Raw genomic sequence first — 20,153 nt, 5'->3', positions numbered from 1 at the left:
GCGGAGGGGGCGCCGCTTCCGCCTTCGCGGGTTCGCCGTCCTCCGAGATGATGCGGCGGATGGAGGCGAGGATCTCCTCCATCGACGGTTCTTGCTGGCCTTTATCGCTCATCGTGGCAAACCCGGAGACGTCATCCTGACGCGGACACTAGGGCAGGACTGGGTAAAAAGCCACCAGACAAAAACGGCCCGCCGAGGCGGGCCGTTTCGATCATCCGGGGACGATCACCCTGGAAGGGGCGTTCAAGTGCACTCACTCCGGCACGCCGGTTCCGATCCACTTGTTCCGCACCTGCTTGTAGTGCGTGTCGGCGTCGTAATACTGGACCGGCAGGTTGAGCTGCCGCGCCGTCAACTGGCCGATGGCACCGAGGACCGTGAAGGCCTGGACCATCTCGGTCCGCTGGGCGCGGACAAGGTTGACGCGGGCGTTGAGCAGTTCCTGTTCCTGGTTCAGCACGTCGAGCACGGTGCGCGAACCGACCTGGGCTTCCTGACGCACGCCTTCCAGCGCAATCTCGGCGGCCCGGATCTGGGAGTTGTAGGATTCGATGCTCGCCCGGGCGGCCTGCAGCCCCTGCCACGCGCTGATCGCCGCCTCGACCGCCTGGCGGCGGGTGTCGTCGATCTGCAGGCGGGCCTGATTCGCCGTGTGCTTCGCCTCGCGGGTCAGCGCTTCCGGCAGGCCGGCCTGATAGAGCGGGATGGTGATCTGGGCGGTGAGCTGAGCGCCGTCCTGCCGCTTGATGTCGATGCCCGACGAACGGCCGGCGTCGATGGTGCGGTTGGCCTGCGCCGACAGGTTGGCCGACGGGAGCAGGCGGCCGAACTGCTGGTCCACCGCCTCGCGCTGCGCCGCTTCCGTGTAGGTTGCCGACAGCACCGACGGGTTGTTGGAGCGGGCCATCTCGACGACCTCGTCCAGCGTCCCCGGCAGCTTGAACTTCGGCTTGGGCGCCTTCAGCTTGCCCGGCATCGAGCCGACGACGCGCTCGTAGGTCGCGCGCGACGCCTGGAGCGTGCCTTCGGCGGAGATGCGGGCGGCGATGGAGGCGGCCAGGCGCGATTCGGACTGGCTGACGTCGGTGCGGGTGTATTCGCCGACACGGAAGCGGTCGCGGGCCGCGTCGAGCTGGCGGCGGAGAACCTGCTCGTTGTTGGCCTGAAGCTCCAGCACCGCCTGGTTCTGCACGACGTCGAGATAGGCGGCCGCTGCGTTCAGCAGGATCTGCTGCTCGTTGGCAAGCACGGTGGCGCGCTGGGCCTCGACGGTGCGCTCGGCACGGCGGACGGCCGGACCTACGGTCGCGTCGTAGAGCGGCTGGGTGGCGGTGACGCCGACGCTCTTGGCGTTGTTCTCGGCTCCGGTTTCACCGCCCTGAAAGGTGCTGCTGGTGGCGTTGCGGGTGATGCCCGCCGTCGCCCGCACCGTCGGACGGTAGCCGGACAGGGCCTGCGGAACGCTTTCGTCCACGGCGCGCTGGCGGGCACGCTGGGCGGCGAGCGCCGGGTTGTTGGAATAGGCCTGCGCTAGCGCGTCTTCGAGGGATTGGGCCGACGCGGTGTCGATGCCCCCGACGAAGGCAACCCCCAGCGTGAGGGCGGTCGCCATCAGATGGCGCGCGAAACGGCTTCGCACAGTCATGTTCAATAGACCTTCATGTTCGGGTCGATTCGGCGCGCCCAGGCATCCACCCCGCCATTCAGATTGGTGGCGCGGGAAAATCCCTGGGAACGCAACCACATGGTCACCTGCGCGCTGCGTCCGCCGTGATGGCAGACGACCACGATGTCGCGGTCCCGCGGCAACTCCCCGACGCGGGCGGGCAGCGCCCCCATCGGGATGTGGAGGCTGTCGGGAAGGGCGCAGATGGCCACCTCCCCCGGTTCCCGTACGTCGAGCACCAGCGGATCGCCACCCGATGTCCGGATGCGGTGCAGGTCCTCGACTTCCATCTCAAACGGCGCCGGCATGCCTTGATTCTCCGCTGCGGGCCGCAGGACCGCGGCCGGTGAAAGGCAAGGTGACAGGCTGGGGGACGGTCGAAAGGGGCCGAAGCCCCTGGGATCACTCTCTCTCTGAAATCAGAATACAAATTCTCTGAAATCAGAATACGAATTTCGGCTTGGCTTCGAAACCGGGCAGCGGGTGCGTGTGCGCCTCGAACAGCGTGCGGGCCGAAGCGACTCCGCCGCTGCGCTGGTACAGCTTCACTTCGCCGACCCCGCGGTCACCGAGAACGGCGGCGACGAGCCGTCCGCCCTCGCCCAACTGGGCCAGGACGCCCTCAGGCACCTCCGACACCAGCCCCTCGATCACGATCACGTCGTAAGGAGCCTGCTGCGGGTAGCCTTCGGTCAGCGGAGCGGTGATGACGACGGCGTTGTCGACGCCGACCGCGCTCAGCGACTCCGTGGCCTGCCGGGCCAGTTCGGCGTCGGACTCGATGCCGACGACGGTCGCCGCAAGGCGGGCCAGAACGGCGGTCGAGTAACCGGAGCCGCTGCCGATGTCGAGCACGACGTCGGTTGCGTCGATGCCCACTTCCTGGAGCATGCGGGCGAAGACCATCGGCTCCATCAGGTAGCGGCCGTTGCCGATGGCGAGATCCTCGTCCACATAGGCGAAGCCGCGCGCCGCCTTCGGCACGAACTGCTCACGGGGAATGTCGAGCATGGCATCGACCAGACGCTGGTCGGTCACCTTGTTCGGTCGGATCTGCCCTTCGACCATGTTGAGACGGGCGGCGGCGTATTCGGACATGGCGGTCGCTTACAATCTGGTGGATGGAGCGCGGCGCCAAGCCGTGGTACGCGGCCTCGCTGCCTCGTCGCGTATATATCTTCAAAGTCTCACGAACACAACGCCGCACCGGATGATCGAAATACGCCACGAAGGCGCTTGACCACCCAGGGGAACCGCAGTATACGTCCGCTCCCACGCCGCGGCGCTCCCGCTAGGGGGTGCCGGACACAAGGATGGCGCGGTGGCAGAGTGGTGATGCAGCGGACTGCAAATCCGTGTACGTGGGTTCGATTCCCGCCCGTGCCTCCATCCTTGATCCGGCTGAGACATCAACGGAATCAATGCGTTTAGCAAGCATCGCGCCTTTGTGGCCCGGTGCTTTTCTGCGTTTGGGCATCGCGTCGCTCCGGCCCCCTGCCCTGCCCCAGCCGTCATTTTTTTGCGATCAAAAGACTTGGCAAGCGTCGGAGGGTCGGCTATATAGCCGCCCACGCCGGACGTTGCGCCTCGCAAAGGCCGGTCAGACTGATCCCGGTTAGCTCAGTCGGTAGAGCAGCGGACTGTTAATCCGCGTGTCGCTGGTTCGAGTCCAGCACCGGGAGCCACTTCGATGAAAAGGCCGAGTCCCTGTGGGCTCGGCCTTTTCTCATAGCGGCTATTCACATCATCCAGTCTCTGGCACCGCTTCCGGCATCATCCGAAGGAACGGACGTTCCGACCGAAGGCCCGATGCCGCCTCCTCCCGCGCGGGGTTACACTTTCACCGAATATCCTTCGAGTCGGGATTGCGCCTGTTCAGCGGCGGAGGCGACCGATGACCATTTTGCCACTCCTCTCGCGACGCCTCACGTCCCAGAACGACTCGCCGCGGTCCGGCGGTCCGCAAGGTGGCGGGGGATGGTTCGGCGCGGTCGCGGTCATTGCCCTGTCCATGGCTCTGGCCGTCGCCCTGCTCGGCATCGACTGGCATCGGGTGTTGGTCCGGGGGAACTCCGCGCTGCCGGAAAACCAGCGATCGATGGTGGTCGCACCGATGCCACGCTGAGTCGGAGGCCCGGCGACCGCTTCGACCACCATCCTGACTGTCTATCGGGTTTGCGGATCGTCGTAGATCAGGCGGTTGTCCGCCGCCTCACCAACGGGATCGCCGATGTCGCGTTTCCATTCGCCGCACCAGTCGGTGGACAGGGTGATCGGAAAGCGTCCTTCGGTGTCGCGCGGCGTCACCTGCGGCGGAAAGCGCCGGCACAAGCCCTTCGGTCCCCTCTGGCGGATGCCCTGACCTTCCCAGAACAGGCAGGTGTAGCAGTTGTCGATTCGCTTCATCGTGGGGACGCACTCCTTCCTTCAACAGCGGCGTCCCGGTCCGGCGGCCCGGCCCGGGAGCGGCGGCAGTGTCGGTCAGCCGCCCCCTCCGCGTCGATGAAGAAATGCGCGCCGGAGGGCGGAGCGTCACTCGTGACGCGGCTTGCCCTTGCGCATGTCATCCGAGTGCTGGACATAGAATGCCTTGATCTCCGCATCCAGTTCGAGCTTCCGGCGCTCGCCGGGCGAACCGGCGGGCTCGTCGGCGAGACGCTGGAACTCGGCCACCGCCTGTTCGAGTTCGTGTTCGCTGTTGATGGGCATTGGTCCCGTCCTTCGTGGTGTCGCTGCCACGGGTAACGTCGGGCGGCAGGCGGAGGTTTCACGGCCCCCACAGGAGCGCCCCCATCGAATCGGAGCCCCCCTTGATGGACGCACTCTGACGCTCATGTTTAATTCGGGGATCGAGCAATCCGGCGTCCTGCCCGATTCGATTCCGGCAAGGGAGGGAAGCATGACGGGTCGTTGGCGCCGCATCCCCTGGACGATGAGCTTCTTGGCGACCTTCCTTGCATTGTTTGTTATCGTCACCGCAGCGCGGGCGGACCAGCTCGACGCGGCGAAGCTGGCAGGCGCCCTGGTCCGCATTTCCGCCACCATCCTTCCCGACAGCCAAAGCGCCCGCTCGCTCGGTACGGAACGCGAGGGGACCGGAGTCGTCATCGATGGGTCCGGACTGATCCTGACCATCGGTTACACGATTCTGGAGGCGTCGCAGCTCCAGGTGACCACAGGCGAAGGGCGCGGCTATCCCGCGGAGTTCGTGGCCTACGATCAGGCCAGCGGATTCGGGCTGCTGCGCGCCGGCATGGGCTTCAGCGCCGCGCCCGTGCGCCTCGGCGACTCCGACGCGATCAAGGAGGGGGAGCGCGCCATGGTGCTTACCCGCCAGGGGTCCAACGGGGTGCAGCCGGTGCTGATCGCCGCGAAACGCGAGTTCGCCGGATATTGGGAGTATCTGCTGGACGAGGCGATCTTCACCACCCCACCGATCATGGGCTTCAACGGCGCCGCCCTGATCGACCGCAAGGGCGAACTGGTCGGGATCGGTTCACTGATCGTTCGCGACGCGGTGCCGGCCCATGGCGGCATCCCCGGCAACATGTTCGTTCCGGTCTCCGCGCTGAAGCCGATCCTGGCCGACCTTCTGGCCTTCGGGCGGAGGCAGGAGCCGGCTCGCCCCTGGCTGGGCGTCACGCTGCGCGAGGAGCAGGGCCGCCTGATGGTCGAACGCGTCACTCCGCAGAGCCCCGCCGCGACCGTGGGAATCCAGCCCGGCGACATGATCGTCGGGGTTGCCGGACAGAGGCCGAAGGGGCTGGCGGATTTCTACCGCAAGGTCTGGGGTCTCGGGCCGGCCGGCGTGACCGTGCCCCTGGAACTCCTGCGCGGCCCCAAGCTGGAGCCGGTCGCCGTTCCCTCCGCCGACCGCTACAGCACGCTGAAGCTGAATCCGAGCTTCTGAAAGACAATTCGGCCACCTCGCCCCGGACCGGCGGATGCGCTACATCCTTGGACCGTGCTCTCCCAAGCCAAGGAGTCCCCGCCCGTGGATCACCCGGACATCGAGATCCAAGAAAAGAAGAGAGCCTACAACGGCTACCTGAAGATCGACGTCTACCGCCTGCGCCACAAGAAGTTCGACGGCTCCTGGACCGGTGTCCTGCCGCCGCGCGAAGTCTGCGTGCGCGGTCAGGCCGTGGGCGTCCTGCTCTACGATCCGGACCGCGACAGCGTCGTTCTGATCGAGCAGTTCCGGGTCGGCGCCGCCTCCACCGGTGGACGGGCGTGGCTGACGGAGATCGTCGCCGGCCTCTTGGACGAAGGCGAGACGCCCGAGCAGGTGGCGCGGCGCGAGGCCATGGAGGAGGCCGGCTGCACCGTCCAGGACATCGAGACGATCTGCGATTACTACCCCAGCCCGGGCGCCTACGACGAGCATGTCACCGTCTTCTGCGGGCGGGTGGACAGCCGTGGCCTCGCCGCGACCGGCGGCTGCGCGGACGAGCACGAGGACATCCGCATCATGGTCGTCCCGGCGGACGAGGCGATCCGCCTGCTCGACGAGAACCGGCTGAACAACTCCATCGCCATCATTGCGCTCGGATGGTTCGCGCGGAACCGCGATCGGCTGCGCAGCCAGTGGATTGGGAAATAGAAAGAACGAATTAATCTTGTTCAATGCTGCATTTCACAAGCCGACCTTGAATTCCCTGGTGCGCAATCCGATAGTGTTGCCCGGTTCATCATTCGATTCGGGAGACAGTCCGTGGACATCCGCACCGGCTTCATCGGCTCCATCGGCAACACGCCGCTGATTCGGCTGGAAGGGCCGTCGAAGGCCACGGGATGCGAGATCCTGGGCAAGGCGGAGTTCCTCAACCCCGGCGGCTCGGTGAAGGACCGCGCGGCCCTGGCCATCGTCCGCGACGCCGAACGCCGGGGCCTGCTGCGCCCCGGCGGCACCATCGTGGAGGGCACGGCGGGCAACACCGGCATCGGGCTGGCGCTGGTCGGCAACGCGCTCGGCTACCGCACCGTCATCGTGATGCCGGAGACGCAAAGCCAGGAGAAGAAAGACATGCTGCGCCTGGTCGGCGCGGACCTTCGCCTTGTGCCGGCGGTGCCCTATTCGAACCCCGACAACTACGTCCGCTATTCGGGCCGTCTGGCCGAGGAGCTGGCGAAGACCGAGCCGAACGGCGCTGTCTGGGCCAACCAGTTCGACAATGTGGCGAACCGCGAGGGCCACCGTCTGACCACCGGGCCGGAAATCTGGACGCAGACCGAGGGGCGTGTCGACGCCTTCACCTGCGCGGTGGGCAGCGGCGGCACGCTGGCCGGCGTCGGGCTGGCGCTGAAGGAGCGCAACCCGGACGTCCGCATCGTTCTGGCCGACCCGATGGGGGCCTCCCTCTACCACCACTACGCCCATGGGACGCTGAAGGCCGAGGGCAGCTCGATCACCGAAGGCATCGGTCAGGGCCGGATCACCGCCAACCTGGAGGGCGCCCCGGTCGATCAGGCCTTGCAGATCCCCGACGAGGAAGCCCTGCCGATCATCTTCGACCTGATCAAGTCGCAGGGTCTGGTTCTGGGCGGCTCGTCGGGCATCAACGTGGCAGCGGCCATCCGCATCGCCAAGGAGATGGGGCCGGGCCACACCATCGTGACGATTCTCTGCGACGGAGGGCAGCGGTACCAATCGAAACTCTTCAATCCGGCCTTCCTGCGTGAGAAGAATCTGCCTGTGCCCGATTGGCTGGATTCGTAAACGCACCCGAGGTTCCATGGAGCTGATCTTCCGCGAGGACGCCTACGCCACCTCCTGCACCGCCACCGTAACCTCCGCGGACGAGCGAGGCATCCGGTTGGACCGCACGGTCTTCTACCCCAACGGCGGTGGCCAGCCCGGCGACACCGGGCTGCTGCGCATCGCCGGCGCCACGCTGCGCATCGTCGACACGGTGAAGGGCGACGGGCCGGACGACGTGATCCATGTGCCCGAGCCCGGCATCGCACTGCCCGCCCCCGGCACGCCGGTGGAAGCGGAGATCGACTGGGACCGCCGGCACCGCCACATGCGGATGCACACGGCGCTGCACCTTGTCTGCGCGGTCCTGCCCGGCGCGTCGATCACCGGCGCCCAGGTCGGGGCGGAGCGCAGCCGGGTCGATTTCAACGTGCCGACCGAGGGGCTCGATAAGGAGGCCATCGCGGCGGCTCTGAACCGGCTGGTCGCCGCGGACACGCCGGTCGGCTCCCTGTGGATCACCGACGAGGAGCTGGACGCCAACCCTGAATTGATCCGCACCCTGACGGTCAAGCCGCCGCGCGGCTATGGCCGCGTCCGGCTGGTGGACATCGCCGGGGTTGACCGCCAGCCCTGCGGCGGTACCCATGTGAAGCGGCTGGGCGAGATCGGCGGGCTCGACGTCGTGAAGATCGAGAACAAGGGCAAGCAGAACCGGCGCGTGATCGTCGCGCTGCGCGATTGAACGGGGAGGACATTCCATGACCGAATCGCACACCATCCACACCCTCCCCGGCCCGATCGTCTCGACGGCGTGGCTGGTGGAGCGGCTGGGCCAGCCGGGCCTGCGCGTCCTCGACGCCTCCTGGTTCATGCCCGGCTCCGACCGCGACCCGGGCGTCGAGTTCCTGGATCGGCACATTCCCGGCGCCGTGCGCATCGACATCGACGATGTGGCGCAACCGGACACCCATCCCCTGCCGCACATGGTGCCGGACGAGGCGACCATCGCGGCCAAGGTCGGGGCGCTCGGCGTCGGCAGCGGCGACACGGTGGTCGTCTATGACAGCGCCGGCATGGCCACCGCCGCCGCCCGCGTCTGGTGGATGTTCCGCCTGTTCGGGCATGGCCGCGTCGCCGTTCTGGATGGCGGCCTGCCGAAATGGATCGCCGAAGGCCGGCCGTTGGAATCCGGTCCGGCCGCCCCGACCCCGGCAGCGTTCACGGCGGCGCTGCGACCCGGCCTGCTGCGTCGGGCCGACGATCTGCTTGCCAACATCGACTCGCGGGTGGACCAGGTGGTGGACGCCCGCGCCGCCAACCGCTACGAGGGCGCCGTCACCGAACCCTGGCCGGGCCGCCGCAGCGGGCGCATCCCCGGCAGCCTCAACCTGCCCTTCAACGAGTTGATCAACGCGGACAGCAAGACCCTGCTGCCGCCCGAAGCCATCGCGGAGCGGGCGAAGGCCGCCGGCCTCGACCTGGCGCGTCCCATCGTCGCCTCCTGCGGCAGCGGCGTGACCGCCTGCGTTCTGGCGCTCGGGCTGGCCGCGGCCGGGAAGGAGGACGTGGCCGTCTATGACGGGTCCTGGGCGGAATGGGGGCTGCGCAGCGACCTTCCGCTGGAAACAGGCCCCCTGAAAAACAAGCCGGTGAAATGATGAGGGGCGACCTGAGCATCCGCCATTACGAGGCGGCGGACCGCGACGACGTGGTGGCGCTGTGGACCGCCTGCAATCTCGTTGTGCCATGGAACGACCCGGTGGCCGACATCGCGCTCGCCGTGTCGAAGCCGAACGCCACGATCCTGATCGGCCGGGCGGACGACCGGACCGTGGCGTCCGTCATGGTGGGGCATGACGGACACCGCGGCTGGTTCTACTATCTGGCGGTCGATCCAGAGTGCCGCGGGAACGGGCACGGTCGGGCAATGGTCCGGGCGGCGGAGGGCTGGCTTGTGGAGGCAGGCATGTCCAAGGCGCAACTCATGGTGCGCGCGACGAACCACGCCGTGGTGGCGTTCTATGAGCGGCTGGGCTATGCCACCGGTCCCGTTACCGTGATGCAGAAATGGCTGAAGACCGATTTTCCCTGACGCCTCCTCCCCGGACGTCCCTGCCCTATTCCCAGATCGCAGCGCCGGTGCCGCCCGGCTGTCTGTCCGTCATCGTCACCTATCTGGAGATGACGGCGCCGCCGGCCCACGCGCCCCTGCCCCGCCCGGCGGGTGACGTGGCGCTGGTGCGGGCCAACCCGCCGACCGCCTCCTATTACCGCTATCTCTACGACACGGTGGGCGAGCCCTGGCTGTGGCACGAGCGGCGGCGCATGCCGATGCCGGAGTTGGGACGCGTCGTCACCGACCCGCGGGTCGAAATCTGGGTTCTTTATGTCAACGGCACGCCGGCCGGCTACGCCGAGATCGACCGGCGGGAGGACGACACCGATCTCGCCTATTTCGGGCTGATCCCGGATTTCATCGGCCTGAAGCTCGGCCCCTGGCTGCTCGACACGGCGATCCGGCTGGCCTGGCAGGGCGGGACGACGCGGCTTCTCGTCAACACCTGCACCTTCGACCATCCGAAGGCGCTTCCGCTCTACCAATCGATGGGCTTCGTGCCGATCCGGCACGTGACCCGCGAAATCCGTGATCCGCGCCTTCTCGGCTGGCTGCCGCGGACCTCGGCCCCGCACATTCCGATCAACGAGTGACAGCCCTTCCGGGTCCGCTCCACGCCGCTCCGAACGCCGGGAGTTCGATGCCATGATGAAGGGCATTCTGTTCGCGTTCCTGGCCTTCGCCTTCTTCGCCTGGGGCGATGCGCTGGTGAAGGCGATCGGGCATGGGCTGGACCCGTTCGAGGTCACCTTCTTCGCCTACATCCTGCCGTTGCTGCTCTCCCCGGTCTTCATGTCCCGGGGCGACCGGCTGGGCGACCTGCTGCGCTGGAACCGACCCTGGCTGATGACGGTGCGGCTGGTCTTCGTGGCGGCCTCCACCCCGCTCAGCGTCATGTCGTTCCGCAGCCTTCCCTTCGCGGAAGCCTTCGCGATGATCTTCCTGATGCCCAGTTTGGTGACGTTGCTCTCGATCTTTGTGCTGAAGGAGCCGGTGCGCTGGCGCCGCCGGCTGGCCATCGGGGCGGCCTTCATCGGCGTGCTGATCGTCGCCCGTCCGGGATTCCGCGAGTTGCTGCCCGGCCATTTCGCGGCGCTGGGCTGCGCCTTCAGCTCCGCCGTGGTGGTCATCACCGGGCGGATGATCGGGCATTCCGAGAAGCGCTTTACCCTGATCGGGACGGTGTTCCTGTCGACCGCCGTCGCGTCCGGCCTGCTGATGATCCCCGGATTCGAGTGGCCGACGCGCGAGCAATGGATTTTGACGGTGGGCTTCGCCACCACGACCTTCGCCGCCCAGGCCCTGTTCACCCTGGCCGCCGCCTTCGCCCCGGCCGACCGGGTGGGGGCGGCCCAGTACAGCCAGATCCTGTGGGCTCTGGCCATCGGGGCGATCTTCTTCGACGAGTGGCCGGACCTCCTCTCGCTGGTCGGCATCGTGATCGTGGTCGGCTCCGGGCTGTTCATCTTCGCCCGCGAGCACGCCCAGCATCCGGACCCGATGCCCGAACCGGTTCCCGGCGAGGAGCCGGAAGTCAGCTCAGAATCTCTCCCAGAGCCGCGACCAGAGCCCGGTTTTCGTCCTCCCGCCCGACCGTGATGCGCAGGCAGTCGGCCAGCCCGTAATCCTGGGTGGGCTTCACCAGGATGCCGCGGCGCGCCAGATGGTCGAGCACCGCCTGGACGCCGAGCGACGGGTCGGTCGGGATGCGCGCCAGGATGAAGTTGCAGACGCTGGGATAGACGCGCACGCCGAGCTGCTCCAGCTCGTGGCTCAGCCAGGGCAGCCAAGCGCTGTTGTGGGCGAAGGTCGCCTCCTCATGCTCGGTATCGCCGACCGCGGCCTCCGCCGCGGCTTGGGCGGCGATACCGACGTTGAAGGGGCCGCGCGTCTGGTTGACCGCCTCGATCACCCCCGCCGGGCCGTAAGCCCAACCGACGCGCAACCCGGCCAGCCCGTGCAGCTTGGAGAAGGTGCGCACCATCAGCACGTTGTCGGAATTCTCGACGATCGCCGTCCCGTCGCTGTAGTTGTCGCGGCGGCAATAGTCGGCGTAAGCCGAGTCGAGAACCAGCAGCGTGTGCGACGGCAGGCCGGCGCGCAGCCGCAGGACCAGCTCCGACGGGATGTAGGTGCCGGTGGGGTTGTTCGGGTTGGCGAGGAAGCAGAGCTTCGTCTTCTCGTTCGCCCGGTCGATCATCGCCTCGACATCGACGACCAGATCGCGTTCCGCGGCGATGACCGGGGTCGCCCCGGCGGCGCGGATCGCCTTCATGAAGCCGCGGTACCCATGCTCATGGCACAGCACCTCGTCCCCCGGCCCGGCGAAGGCCTGGGTCACGAGGTGGATCATCTCGTCGGAGCCGTTGGCGCAGGTGATGTGACCGGCGTCCAGATCGTAACGCCGGGCAATGGCGTGGCGCAGGCGGTCCTGCGACCAGTCGGGATAGCGATGGATTTGCGCCGCCATATGGCGGTAGGCGGTGAGCGCCCTCTTGCCGGGTCCCAGCGGATTGACCGTCAGCGACAGATCGACCCATGCAGCGCCGTCCTCCGGCGGTCGGGCGGGACGGTAGGGCTTGATCTGGCCGATTCCGGGACGGGGACTCAGCAGCTCCATCAGGCAGGCTCCGTTGTGCATGGCGGCAAACAGCACGAACGGACTGCATTCAACCCGAAACCGGCACAACCCGCAAGGAACGCTGGCGGGTTGTGCCGGTTTACCGCGCCGGAACAAGCCGTTCCGGCGCGGTTGGTGTGTGTCAGTGGTTCAGGATCTGGCTGAGGAACAGCTTCGTCCGGTCCGACTGCGGGCTGTTGAAGAACTCGTTGGGCGTGTTCTGCTCGACGATCTCGCCGCGGTCCATGAAGATGACGCGGTCGGCGACCGACTTGGCGAAGCCCATCTCGTGCGTCACGCAGAGCATGGTCATGCCGTCCTCGGCCAGACCGATCATGACGTCCAGCACCTCCTTGACCATCTCAGGGTCGAGCGCGGAGGTCGGCTCGTCGAACAGCATGACCTTCGGGCTCATGCACAGCGAACGGGCGATGGCGACGCGCTGCTGCTGCCCGCCGGAAAGCTGGCCGGGGTACTTGTGCGCCTGCTCGGCGATGCGCACCCGCTTCAGGTAACGCATCGCCATCTCCTCCGCCTCGCCCTTCGGCTTCTTGCGGACCCAGATGGGGGCGAGCGTGCAGTTCTCCAGCACGGTCAGGTGCGGGAACAGGTTGAAGTGCTGGAACACCATGCCGACTTCGCGGCGGACCAGCTCGATGTTCTTCAGGTTGCCGGTCAGCTCGATGCCGTCGACGACGATGGAGCCCTTCTGATGCTCCTCAAGCCGGTTCAGGCAGCGGATCATGGTCGACTTGCCGGAGCCCGACGGGCCGCAGATCACGATCCGCTCTCCCTTGGCGACCGACAGGTCGATGTTCTTCAGGACGTGGAACTCGCCGTACCACTTGTGCACGCCCCGGCACTGGATGATCGGCTCCCCCTGGGGGAAGCTGCGCGCGGCGCCGGCGGTTTGGGTCATGGTCATCTCTTATCCCTCTCCCTCAGCGGCGATGACCGCGATGCAGGTCGCGCTCGAGCTTTTGGCTGTATTTGGACATCGAGTAGCAGAACACCCAGTAGATCACGCCGATGAACAGGTAGGCCTCGCGGTAGAAGCCGCGCCAGGCCGGATCGGACAGCGCCGCCTTGGCGGTTCCCAGCAGGTCGTAGAGGCCGATGATGATGACCAGCGACGTGTCCTTGAAGAAGCTGATGAAGGTGTTCACCAGCGGCGGGATGGAGATGGCGAGCGCCTGCGGCAGGATGATCTTGCCCATCGCCTGCCAATAGTTCAGGCCCAGCGCGTCCGCCGCCTCGTACTGGCCCTTCGGGATGGCCTGAAGGCCGCCGCGGATCGCTTCCGCCATATAGGCGGCGGCGAACATGATGAAGGCGATCTGGGCGCGCAGCAGCTTGTCGAAGTTCACGCCGGTCGGCAGGAACAGCGGGAACATCACCGACGCCATGAACAGCAGGCTGATCAGCGGCACGCCGCGGATCAGCTCGATGTAGGTCACCGAGATGACGCGGATGGCCGGAAGCTGCGACCGCCGGCCCAGCGCCAGCAGGACCGACGCCGGGAAGGCCACGGACAGGCCGACCACCGAGAGCATCAGCGTCAGCGGCAGGCCGCCCCACAGCGTGTTCTCGACATAGGTCAGGCCGAGAACGCCGCCCCACATCAGCACGCCCACCGCGGTCAGGCCGGCGATCCAGACGAGAGCCAGCCAGGGCTTCCAGAAACGCCGGTCGCAGCTCGCCAGCACCAGCGCGATGATGATCACGATGGTGATCAGCGGCCGCCACTGCTCGTCGTACGGGAAGGTGCCGAACATGACGAAACGCAGCTTCTCGCTGACGAAGGTCCAGCAGGCGCCGCCCTCCTGCCGGCACACCTGGGGCGGCGTGCCGAAGCTGTTGGCGCTGAAGATCAGCCAGTCGAGAAGCGGCGGAATCGCCTTGAACAGCAGCCAGGCGATCAGGATGGTCAGGAGCGCGTTGTACCAGGTGTTGAACAGGTTGTTGCGCAGCCACGCCACGGGGCCGACGGTGTTGGCCGGCGGACGCTCGTCGGGAATGCTTCCGGTGGGGACGTTGGCGGTATGGACGTTGCCGGTATGAACGTTGTTTGTCATGGCCGTCAGCGCTCCACCAGCGCGATGCGCTTGTTGTACCAGTTCATGAAGATCGAGATGCCCAGGCTGATGACCAGATAGGTGCCCATGATCATCGCCACGCCCTCGATCGCCTGACCGGTCTGGTTCAGCGTCGTGTTGGCGATCGACACCAGATCCGGATAGCCGATGGCGAGCGCCAGGGAACTGTTCTTGGTCAGGTTCAGATACTGGCTGGTCAGCGGCGGCACGATCACCCGCAGGGCCTGCGGCAGGACGACGAGCCGCAGCGTCTTGCCGCTGTCGATGCCCAGCGCCCTTGCGGCTTCCGTCTGGCCCCAGTTGACCGCCAGGATGCCGCTGCGCACCACCTCGGCGATGAAGGCGGCGGTGTAGACGACCAGCCCGACCAGGATCGCGAAGAATTCCGGGGTGAGGACCACGCCGCCGACGAAGTTGAAGCCCTGCAGCTTCGGCACATCCAGCGCCGTCGGCGCGCCGCCGGCGATGTAGGCGATCAGCGGCAGGCCGATCAGCAGACCGAGGCTCGCCGTTCCGATCGGGAAGGGCTGGCCCGTCCGCTCCTGCCGGGCCTTGGCCCAACGCCGCAGGAAGATCACGCCGATCACCGCAATGGCGAGCGCCACGCCCATCGTGCCCCACACCGGGTCGGCGGAGGGCACCGGCACGAACAGGCCGCGCTGCGACAGGAACACGCCGGGAATCGGGTTCAACGCCTGCCGCACCGGCGGCATGCTTTCCGAGACCAGCGCGTACCAGAAGAAGAGCTGGAGCAGCGGCGGGATGTTGCGGACGATCTCCACATAGGTGGAAGCCAGCTTGGCGATCAGCCAGTTGCTCGACAGGCGGGCAACGCCGATCAGCGTCCCCAGCACGGTTGCCAGGACGACGCCGATGATCGACACCTTCAGCGTGTTCAGCACGCCGACCAGGAAGGCCCGGCCGTAGCTGTCCCGCGGGTGGTAGTCGATCAGGCTCTCACCGATGCCGAAGGAGGCCTCGCGCTCCAGGAATCCGAATCCCGTCGCGATGGACCGCTTCGACAGGTTGTCGAGCGTGTTGTGGATAAGGAACCAGCCGACCGCGATGACGATGCCGACCACCAGAACCTGGTAGAACACGGCACGGACCGTCGGGTCGCTGAGGGAAAATGAAACACCGCCAGGCGCGCTTGGGCGCGCGGTGTCCCGGGTCTCGCTGGCCACGGTTCTCTCCCCTCACCAGCATGGCATAAGCGCGCCGGCCGCCTCCCGAACGTCCGCCGCAACCTGCGCCACGTATATCGTCTCCCAAACGGGCCTGCGGTACGGGCATTGATTCTTGTCGCCCTGCAACCGCGCCGCCCGTCGTCAAAAAAGGAAGGACCGCGGGCCTCCCTGTGGTCCGCGGTCCCCCTTTCCGTCCTTAGCGGATCGGCATCGCGTACTGCAGACCGCCGTTGGTCCACAGCGCGTTCAGACCGCGCTCCAGCTTCAGCGGGGTCTTCATGCCGACGTTGCGCTCGAAGATCTCACCATAGTTGCCCATGGTCTTGATGATGTTGTAGGCCCACTTCTCGTCCAGCCCCAGCGCCTTGCCCATGCCCGGCGAGGTGCCGAGGATGCGCTGGATCTCCGGGTTCTTGCTGTTCACGAACTCATCCACGTTCTTGGACGTGATGCCCATCTCTTCGGCCTGGATGGTGGCGTAGACGGTCCACTTCACCACATCGAACCACTGGTCGTCACCATGGCGGACGGCTGGGGCCAACGGTTCTTTGGAGATGATCTCCGGGAGGATGACGTGGTCGTCCGGAACCGGAGCCACGCCGGCGCGGGTGCCGGCCAGACCGGAGGCGTCCGTCGTCAGCACGTCGCAGCGGCCGGCGAAGTAGGCGGCGTTCACCTCGTCGTTCGACTCGATGACGACCGGGTTGTAGGACATGTTGTTGGCGCGGAAGTAATCCGCCAGGTTCAGTTCGGTCGTGGTGCCGGCTTGGACGCAGACGGTGGCGCCGTTCAGCTCCTTGGCGCTCTTCACGCCGAGCTTCTTGTTCACCATGAAGCCCTGGCCGTCATAATAGGTGACCGGGGCAAAGTTCAGGCCGACCGAGGTGTCGCGGGTCAGCGTGACGGTGGTGTTGCGCGACAGCAGATCGACTTCGCCCGACTGGATGGCGGGGAAGCGCTGCTGGGCGGACAGCGGGGTGAACTTGACCTTGTTCGGGTCGTTGAACAGCGCAACCGCGACCGCGCGGCAGTAATCGACATCGAGACCGGTCCAGTTGCCCGAGCTGTCGGGGTTGCCGAAGCCCGGAAGGCCGGCGTTCACGCCGCACTGGACGAAGCCCCGGCCCTTGACGGCGTCCAGCGTCGGACCGGCCTGGGCGCCGGTGACGGCGCCGAACACCACGGCCGCGGCAGCAGCGGCGAGGATTCCCGATTTCATATTAAGCTCCACCCTGTTCTTGCGTTTTTACGCTTAGGTTCATGCATTGCACGCCCCGCATGGCGGACACGCGCGTGTGACAAGAGTGCACCAACAGCATCGGGCTTGTCGAATCATCCTTAAACCGTGCATTTGGCTTGGTTATCCCTTACAGAGGCTTAGGGAAAAGAATCTGTGGCGGCCGGGTCCATCTTGGAATGTCGGGATACGACCGTCATCACTGTTGTTGCGGGAAGACCCATGAAAGACGCACGAAAAGATACGATCCTCGGACACGCCGGGCGCAGCCCGCGCGAGAATCACGGAATCGTGAATCCGCCGGTCTACCATTGCTCGACGGTGCTCTTCCCGACGTTGGAGGAACTGGAGGCGAGCGACCGCAACCCCTTCGACAGCATCAATTACGGACGCGTCGGGACTCCGACCACGATGGCCTTCGAGCAGGCGATGGCGGAACTTGAGGGCGCCTACCGCGCGGTCAACACCGGCTCGGGACTGAACGCCATCGCCACGGCGCTGCTGGCCTTCACCAAGACCGGCGATCATGTGCTGATCACCGACAGCGCCTACGGTCCGACCCGCCGATTCGCCAACGACACGCTGGTCCCCTACGGCATCGAGGTCGAGTATTTCGATCCCGGCATCGGCGCCGGCATCGCCGCGTTGCTGAAGCCGAACACGAGCGTGGTGTTCCTCGAATCGCCGGGCTCCCTGACCTTCGAGGTGCAGGACGTGCCGGCCATCGCCGCCGCGGCCAAGACCGTGGGCGCCACGGTGATGATCGACAACACCTGGGCCACCCCCCTCTTCTTCCAGCCGTTGCGGCACGGCGTGGACGTGTCGATCCACTCGGCCACCAAATACATCGTCGGCCACGCCGACGCGATGCTGGGCGTGATCTCCTGCGCCAGCGAGGCGCACTGGCTGGCGGTGAAGAAGGCCGCCACGCGGACGGGCACCTGCGCCGGGCCGGACGACATCTATCTGGGGCTACGCGGCCTGCGCACGCTGGCCGTTCGCCTGAAACAGCACGAGGAAAGCGCGCTCGCGCTCGCCGGCTGGCTGTCGAAGCAACCCGAGGTCACTCGCATCCTGCATCCGGCCTTCCCGGACTGCCCGGGCCATGAATTGTGGAAGCGCGACATCGGGCGCTCCTCCGGCCTGTTCTCCATCGTCATGAACGCGGTGCCGAAGCCGGCCCTGTCGGCCATGCTGAATTCCCTGGAGCTGTTCGGGCTGGGCTACAGCTGGGGCGGCTTTGAGAGTCTGATCCTGCCGGCACGCCCCGGCGCCATCCGTACGGCGACCCGCTGGACCGATCCCGGCACCATGCTGCGCCTGCACGCCGGTCTGGAAAACGTGGACGATCTCATCCGCGAGCTGGACGGCGCCTTCGCCCGCCTGAGGGCCGCCCTGTAACGGGCGGCTCCCGACACGAGCGCACACACACGAGGATTGAACATCATGACCGACGCCACCGCGCCCGGGGCCTCGATCGAGCCTTCGTTCGATGACGTGATCGCCGCCATCACCTTCAACGCCGACGGGCTGGTCCCAGCCATCGCCCAGGCGGAAGGAAGCGGCGAGATCCTGATGATGGCCTGGATGAACCGCGAGGCCGTGTTGGAAACGCTGCGCACGGGGCGCGTCTGCTACTGGTCGCGGTCCCGCAAGGGGTTGTGGCGCAAGGGCGAAACCTCCGGCCAGATGCAGCGGCTGAAGGATTTCCGCGTCGATTGCGACGGCGACACCCTGCTGGTGATCGTGGAGCAGGACGGTGTGGCCTGCCACACCGGGCGGCGCAGCTGCTTTTACCGCGCGCTGCGCGATGGGAAACTGGAAATTATTCAGGATGTTGAGACCGACCCTTCGATTCTCTACGGGCACACGCACAAGTAAGACGCTAAACCTTCGCTGCAATGCGAAAAGTGTTTGATCTATGTCAACGTAGCCCCGCACGGGAAGAGGTAGAAAGCTCTTGTCTCTAACCCTCCCTGTATTCGCCTATGCCGGGGGTTCCAATGGAACCCTCGGCTATTTTTTTGTCCAAAGTCAAAATTGATCTGGTTGCAGCGTATCGATAAAATTATCGCGGATTGATACAGATCAACGAAGCGGGTCGCCCGACCGGTTAAACAGTCCTTGTCTCTAACCCTCCCTGTATTCACTTAACCGGAGATCCAACGGATCTCCGGTTTTTTCTTTTGCGGGTGGCGGAGATTGGGAATGTGTTACGGGCGGTGCCGCGTGCGGGTCCAACGCATGACCGCTCCGATGACGGACAGCGGAACGACGATCACCGCTCCGATCAGAATATAGGGCAGCGCCCAATGAAACATGTCCGCGGCGAGCCGGGCGATGTCCTGGATGGTGGCCCAACTGTTGGTCAGTATGCTGGCCGGATTGATGTCCAGGAAGGACAGAACCAACCCGACCACAAAGCACAGCAGAAGCGTTTTGACGACCCAACCCACCAAGACACCACCTCGTACTGACGCCAAACGGCGTGGGATTGATCAAGCGCCTCGTGAAACGCCACCGGCACGGAGAGCGTTCCTTGCGGTAGATGGTTATGGCGGCGGCGCATGAGAACGCCTTACACCCAACCTCGCGCAGGCGCTTCCGGGTTATCCCCATTTTCTGTGGATAACTCCGTGGATGAGTCCTCAAGCCTGTTGGAGTGGCGACAGCTTGCGGTCATGCCCCCAAATTGGGCATGGTCATCGCGAAGCGAAACCATTGGATACACGGCTGATTGTCGGCGTCGTACCGCAACCAAAGGCTTTGCTATTCCTTTGCCTACGACAAAAAGGATATGGGGATAACTGTGTTGACCGTTTGGGAATCAGAAGCCCGTCCGCCAGCGGGAATTCGCGGGCGGCGCACTTCGATCGGGACGATCTGGTGTTAAAAAATGGAAGGTGGCGACCCCAGCAGGATTCGAACCTGCGACCTATCGCTTAGAAGGCGATTGCTCTATCCAACTGAGCTATGGGGCCCTGGTCCGGATCAGAAGCGCGGACGGTCCATACGGAAGTTGTCGGCATAGTTGCGCGGACGGACGCGGCGCACCGGCGCGTCCTGGACCGTGTAGTCCCAGCCCTTGCGCTGGGCGAAGGCGACCGCCTCCTCCGACGTCTCGAAACCGATGCGCACCTGGTTCAGCGTGTCGCCGGAGCTGATCCAGCCCATCAACGGCTCCGGACGGCGCGGGGTTTCGATCTCGTATTCGAGCAACCAACGATGCGTCTTGGCACGCCCGGACTGAGTGGCCGCTTTGCTCGGCTGGTAGATCCGGACCTTCATGACGCGGCATCTCCTCTGATACGTGCGTGGTGCATCGTTCGAATTTCGTTGGTCGGGGCGCCCGGATTCGAACCGGGGGCCTCCAGTACCCAAAACTGGCGCGCTGACCAGACTGCGCTACGCCCCGACGTCGCGCAGTGGAATACACGAACCCGGCGCGGACGGCAAGACGCAGCCGCATCTATCCCACTGGGTGGATCTTCCGTATGATGCCGCCCCTTTCGACCGCCTTTCGGCCACCC

Annotated in this window: 23 protein-coding genes, 4 tRNA genes and 1 pseudogene; 13 read left to right on the top strand and 15 right to left on the bottom strand. The window is 66.0% G+C overall.

Features of this window, described 5'->3' with window-relative positions:
* The 4 genes and pseudogenes from GBZ26_RS14105 to GBZ26_RS14090 form a co-directional block, all read right to left on the bottom strand.
* Positions 1-112, bottom strand: a pseudogene (locus GBZ26_RS14105) (DUF2497 domain-containing protein); the annotation flags it as partial.
* Positions 113-253: 141 nt separating this feature from the next.
* The gene (locus GBZ26_RS14100) at positions 254-1,645 is read right to left on the bottom strand and encodes a TolC family outer membrane protein (protein ID WP_174439377.1); all 1,392 of its coding nucleotides are present in this window, start codon (positions 1,643-1,645) and stop codon (positions 254-256) included.
* Between the two features lie 2 nt (positions 1,646-1,647).
* On the bottom strand, positions 1,648-1,974 hold the full coding sequence (locus tag GBZ26_RS14095) for a rhodanese-like domain-containing protein (RefSeq protein ID WP_174439376.1): 327 nt from the start codon (positions 1,972-1,974) through the stop codon (positions 1,648-1,650).
* Positions 1,975-2,107: 133 nt separating this feature from the next.
* Entirely contained in the window at positions 2,108-2,764 is a 657-nt protein-coding gene (locus GBZ26_RS14090; protein ID WP_174439375.1) for a protein-L-isoaspartate O-methyltransferase family protein, read from the bottom strand.
* Positions 2,765-2,981: 217 nt separating this feature from the next.
* Between GBZ26_RS14090 and GBZ26_RS14085 the strand changes: the two genes are divergently transcribed.
* The 3 genes from GBZ26_RS14085 (at position 2,982) to GBZ26_RS14075 (ending at position 3,791) form a co-directional block, all read left to right on the top strand.
* Positions 2,982-3,055: transfer RNA gene (locus tag GBZ26_RS14085), tRNA-Cys, on the top strand.
* Positions 3,056-3,275: 220 nt separating this feature from the next.
* A tRNA-Asn gene (locus GBZ26_RS14080) sits at positions 3,276-3,351 on the top strand.
* A 209-nt stretch (positions 3,352-3,560) separates the two neighbouring features.
* Entirely contained in the window at positions 3,561-3,791 is a 231-nt protein-coding gene (locus GBZ26_RS14075) for a hypothetical protein (RefSeq protein WP_174439374.1), read from the top strand.
* Positions 3,792-3,832: 41 nt separating this feature from the next.
* On the opposite strand, the gene GBZ26_RS14070 is transcribed toward GBZ26_RS14075, so the two are convergent.
* Complete coding sequence (locus GBZ26_RS14070) at positions 3,833-4,072, bottom strand: hypothetical protein (RefSeq protein WP_174439373.1); 240 nt, start codon at positions 4,070-4,072, stop codon at positions 3,833-3,835.
* 126 nt (positions 4,073-4,198) lie between these two features.
* Positions 4,199-4,375: a hypothetical protein gene (locus GBZ26_RS14065; RefSeq protein ID WP_174439372.1), complete on the bottom strand. Its 177-nt coding sequence runs from the start codon at positions 4,373-4,375 to the stop codon at positions 4,199-4,201.
* 190 nt (positions 4,376-4,565) lie between these two features.
* Between GBZ26_RS14065 and GBZ26_RS14060 the strand changes: the two genes are divergently transcribed.
* From GBZ26_RS14060 to GBZ26_RS14025, 8 genes are all read left to right on the top strand, one after another.
* Positions 4,566-5,576 carry a S1C family serine protease gene (locus GBZ26_RS14060; protein WP_174439371.1) on the top strand — a complete coding sequence of 337 codons (1,011 nt, stop codon included), beginning with the start codon at positions 4,566-4,568 and terminating at the stop codon, positions 5,574-5,576.
* Between the two features lie 84 nt (positions 5,577-5,660).
* Positions 5,661-6,269 carry an NUDIX domain-containing protein gene (locus tag GBZ26_RS14055; RefSeq protein ID WP_174439370.1) on the top strand — a complete coding sequence of 203 codons (609 nt, stop codon included), beginning with the start codon at positions 5,661-5,663 and terminating at the stop codon, positions 6,267-6,269.
* A 111-nt stretch (positions 6,270-6,380) separates the two neighbouring features.
* Positions 6,381-7,385: a cysteine synthase A gene (locus GBZ26_RS14050; RefSeq protein WP_174439369.1), complete on the top strand. Its 1,005-nt coding sequence runs from the start codon at positions 6,381-6,383 to the stop codon at positions 7,383-7,385.
* 16 nt (positions 7,386-7,401) lie between these two features.
* Positions 7,402-8,109 carry an alanyl-tRNA editing protein gene (locus tag GBZ26_RS14045; RefSeq protein WP_174439368.1) on the top strand — a complete coding sequence of 236 codons (708 nt, stop codon included), beginning with the start codon at positions 7,402-7,404 and terminating at the stop codon, positions 8,107-8,109.
* A gap of 16 nt (positions 8,110-8,125) precedes the next feature.
* Positions 8,126-9,025 carry a 3-mercaptopyruvate sulfurtransferase gene (sseA, locus tag GBZ26_RS14040; protein ID WP_174439367.1) on the top strand — a complete coding sequence of 300 codons (900 nt, stop codon included), beginning with the start codon at positions 8,126-8,128 and terminating at the stop codon, positions 9,023-9,025.
* Positions 9,022-9,459 carry a GNAT family acetyltransferase gene (locus GBZ26_RS14035; RefSeq protein ID WP_246653599.1) on the top strand — a complete coding sequence of 146 codons (438 nt, stop codon included), beginning with the start codon at positions 9,022-9,024 and terminating at the stop codon, positions 9,457-9,459. The genes sseA and GBZ26_RS14035 overlap by 4 nt, the downstream gene beginning before the upstream one ends.
* Complete coding sequence (locus GBZ26_RS14030; RefSeq protein ID WP_174439366.1) at positions 9,435-10,076, top strand: GNAT family N-acetyltransferase; 642 nt, start codon at positions 9,435-9,437, stop codon at positions 10,074-10,076. The genes GBZ26_RS14035 and GBZ26_RS14030 overlap by 25 nt, the downstream gene beginning before the upstream one ends.
* Positions 10,077-10,128: 52 nt before the next feature.
* Positions 10,129-11,082, top strand: a complete 954-nt coding sequence (locus GBZ26_RS14025; protein ID WP_174439365.1) for a DMT family transporter — start codon at positions 10,129-10,131, stop codon at positions 11,080-11,082.
* On the opposite strand, the gene GBZ26_RS14020 is transcribed toward GBZ26_RS14025, so the two are convergent.
* The 5 genes from GBZ26_RS14020 to GBZ26_RS14000 form a co-directional block, all read right to left on the bottom strand.
* Positions 11,018-12,103: a pyridoxal phosphate-dependent aminotransferase gene (locus tag GBZ26_RS14020; RefSeq protein ID WP_174439364.1), complete on the bottom strand. Its 1,086-nt coding sequence runs from the start codon at positions 12,101-12,103 to the stop codon at positions 11,018-11,020. The genes GBZ26_RS14025 and GBZ26_RS14020 overlap by 65 nt on opposite strands.
* Positions 12,104-12,245: 142 nt before the next feature.
* Complete coding sequence (locus tag GBZ26_RS14015) at positions 12,246-13,022, bottom strand: amino acid ABC transporter ATP-binding protein (RefSeq protein WP_211104756.1); 777 nt, start codon at positions 13,020-13,022, stop codon at positions 12,246-12,248.
* Between the two features lie 22 nt (positions 13,023-13,044).
* Positions 13,045-14,178, bottom strand: a complete 1,134-nt coding sequence (locus GBZ26_RS14010) for an amino acid ABC transporter permease (RefSeq protein WP_211104754.1) — start codon at positions 14,176-14,178, stop codon at positions 13,045-13,047.
* 5 nt (positions 14,179-14,183) lie between these two features.
* Complete coding sequence (locus tag GBZ26_RS14005; RefSeq protein ID WP_174439363.1) at positions 14,184-15,383, bottom strand: ABC transporter permease subunit; 1,200 nt, start codon at positions 15,381-15,383, stop codon at positions 14,184-14,186.
* 199 nt (positions 15,384-15,582) lie between these two features.
* Positions 15,583-16,605: an amino acid ABC transporter substrate-binding protein gene (locus tag GBZ26_RS14000; RefSeq protein WP_174439362.1), complete on the bottom strand. Its 1,023-nt coding sequence runs from the start codon at positions 16,603-16,605 to the stop codon at positions 15,583-15,585.
* 240 nt (positions 16,606-16,845) lie between these two features.
* On the opposite strand from GBZ26_RS14000, the gene metC reads away from it, so the two are divergent.
* Both metC and hisI read left to right on the top strand, forming a co-directional pair.
* Entirely contained in the window at positions 16,846-18,024 is a 1,179-nt protein-coding gene (gene metC / locus GBZ26_RS13995; RefSeq protein WP_174439361.1) for a cystathionine beta-lyase, read from the top strand.
* A gap of 45 nt (positions 18,025-18,069) precedes the next feature.
* Positions 18,070-18,504, top strand: coding sequence for a phosphoribosyl-AMP cyclohydrolase (gene hisI, locus GBZ26_RS13990; protein ID WP_174439360.1), 435 nt, complete (start codon positions 18,070-18,072; stop codon positions 18,502-18,504).
* A 332-nt stretch (positions 18,505-18,836) separates the two neighbouring features.
* Here hisI and GBZ26_RS13985 read toward each other — a convergent pair whose 3' ends face one another.
* From GBZ26_RS13985 to GBZ26_RS13970, 4 genes are all read right to left on the bottom strand, one after another.
* The gene (locus GBZ26_RS13985; protein WP_343207201.1) at positions 18,837-19,079 is read right to left on the bottom strand and encodes a DUF6460 domain-containing protein; all 243 of its coding nucleotides are present in this window, start codon (positions 19,077-19,079) and stop codon (positions 18,837-18,839) included.
* Between the two features lie 448 nt (positions 19,080-19,527).
* Positions 19,528-19,604, bottom strand: a tRNA-Arg gene (locus GBZ26_RS13980).
* A gap of 10 nt (positions 19,605-19,614) precedes the next feature.
* The gene (locus GBZ26_RS13975; protein WP_014240426.1) at positions 19,615-19,911 is read right to left on the bottom strand and encodes an ETC complex I subunit; all 297 of its coding nucleotides are present in this window, start codon (positions 19,909-19,911) and stop codon (positions 19,615-19,617) included.
* Positions 19,912-19,960: 49 nt separating this feature from the next.
* Positions 19,961-20,038, bottom strand: a tRNA-Pro gene (locus GBZ26_RS13970).
* Positions 20,039-20,153: the final 115 nt, after the last annotated feature.

This window comes from Azospirillum formosense (genome assembly GCF_013340925.1).
Taxonomy (GTDB): domain Bacteria; phylum Pseudomonadota; class Alphaproteobacteria; order Azospirillales; family Azospirillaceae; genus Azospirillum; species Azospirillum formosense.
This window is presented reverse-complemented; position numbering and strand designations above follow the sequence as displayed.

What these genes read in the sequence shown, in the direction of transcription:
- GBZ26_RS14100 (WP_174439377.1), bottom strand. Translation starts at nt 1,645, where the DNA reads ATGACTGTGCGAAGCCGTTTCGCGCGCCATCTGATGGCGACCGCCCTC.
- hisI (WP_174439360.1), top strand. Translation starts at nt 18,070, where the DNA reads ATGACCGACGCCACCGCGCCCGGGGCCTCGATCGAGCCTTCGTTCGAT.
- GBZ26_RS14060 (WP_174439371.1), top strand. Translation starts at nt 4,566, where the DNA reads ATGACGGGTCGTTGGCGCCGCATCCCCTGGACGATGAGCTTCTTGGCG.
- GBZ26_RS14035 (WP_246653599.1), top strand. Translation starts at nt 9,022, where the DNA reads ATGATGAGGGGCGACCTGAGCATCCGCCATTACGAGGCGGCGGACCGC.
- GBZ26_RS14015 (WP_211104756.1), bottom strand. Translation starts at nt 13,022, where the DNA reads ATGACCCAAACCGCCGGCGCCGCGCGCAGCTTCCCCCAGGGGGAGCCG.
- GBZ26_RS14090 (WP_174439375.1), bottom strand. Translation starts at nt 2,764, where the DNA reads ATGTCCGAATACGCCGCCGCCCGTCTCAACATGGTCGAAGGGCAGATC.
- GBZ26_RS14000 (WP_174439362.1), bottom strand. Translation starts at nt 16,605, where the DNA reads ATGAAATCGGGAATCCTCGCCGCTGCTGCCGCGGCCGTGGTGTTCGGC.
- GBZ26_RS14025 (WP_174439365.1), top strand. Translation starts at nt 10,129, where the DNA reads ATGATGAAGGGCATTCTGTTCGCGTTCCTGGCCTTCGCCTTCTTCGCC.
- GBZ26_RS14065 (WP_174439372.1), bottom strand. Translation starts at nt 4,375, where the DNA reads ATGCCCATCAACAGCGAACACGAACTCGAACAGGCGGTGGCCGAGTTC.
- GBZ26_RS14095 (WP_174439376.1), bottom strand. Translation starts at nt 1,974, where the DNA reads ATGCCGGCGCCGTTTGAGATGGAAGTCGAGGACCTGCACCGCATCCGG.
- GBZ26_RS14075 (WP_174439374.1), top strand. Translation starts at nt 3,561, where the DNA reads ATGACCATTTTGCCACTCCTCTCGCGACGCCTCACGTCCCAGAACGAC.
- GBZ26_RS14045 (WP_174439368.1), top strand. Translation starts at nt 7,402, where the DNA reads ATGGAGCTGATCTTCCGCGAGGACGCCTACGCCACCTCCTGCACCGCC.
- sseA (WP_174439367.1), top strand. Translation starts at nt 8,126, where the DNA reads ATGACCGAATCGCACACCATCCACACCCTCCCCGGCCCGATCGTCTCG.
- metC (WP_174439361.1), top strand. Translation starts at nt 16,846, where the DNA reads ATGAAAGACGCACGAAAAGATACGATCCTCGGACACGCCGGGCGCAGC.
- GBZ26_RS13975 (WP_014240426.1), bottom strand. Translation starts at nt 19,911, where the DNA reads ATGAAGGTCCGGATCTACCAGCCGAGCAAAGCGGCCACTCAGTCCGGG.
- GBZ26_RS14010 (WP_211104754.1), bottom strand. Translation starts at nt 14,178, where the DNA reads ATGACAAACAACGTTCATACCGGCAACGTCCATACCGCCAACGTCCCC.
- GBZ26_RS14030 (WP_174439366.1), top strand. Translation starts at nt 9,435, where the DNA reads ATGGCTGAAGACCGATTTTCCCTGACGCCTCCTCCCCGGACGTCCCTG.
- GBZ26_RS14070 (WP_174439373.1), bottom strand. Translation starts at nt 4,072, where the DNA reads ATGAAGCGAATCGACAACTGCTACACCTGCCTGTTCTGGGAAGGTCAG.
- GBZ26_RS14020 (WP_174439364.1), bottom strand. Translation starts at nt 12,103, where the DNA reads ATGGAGCTGCTGAGTCCCCGTCCCGGAATCGGCCAGATCAAGCCCTAC.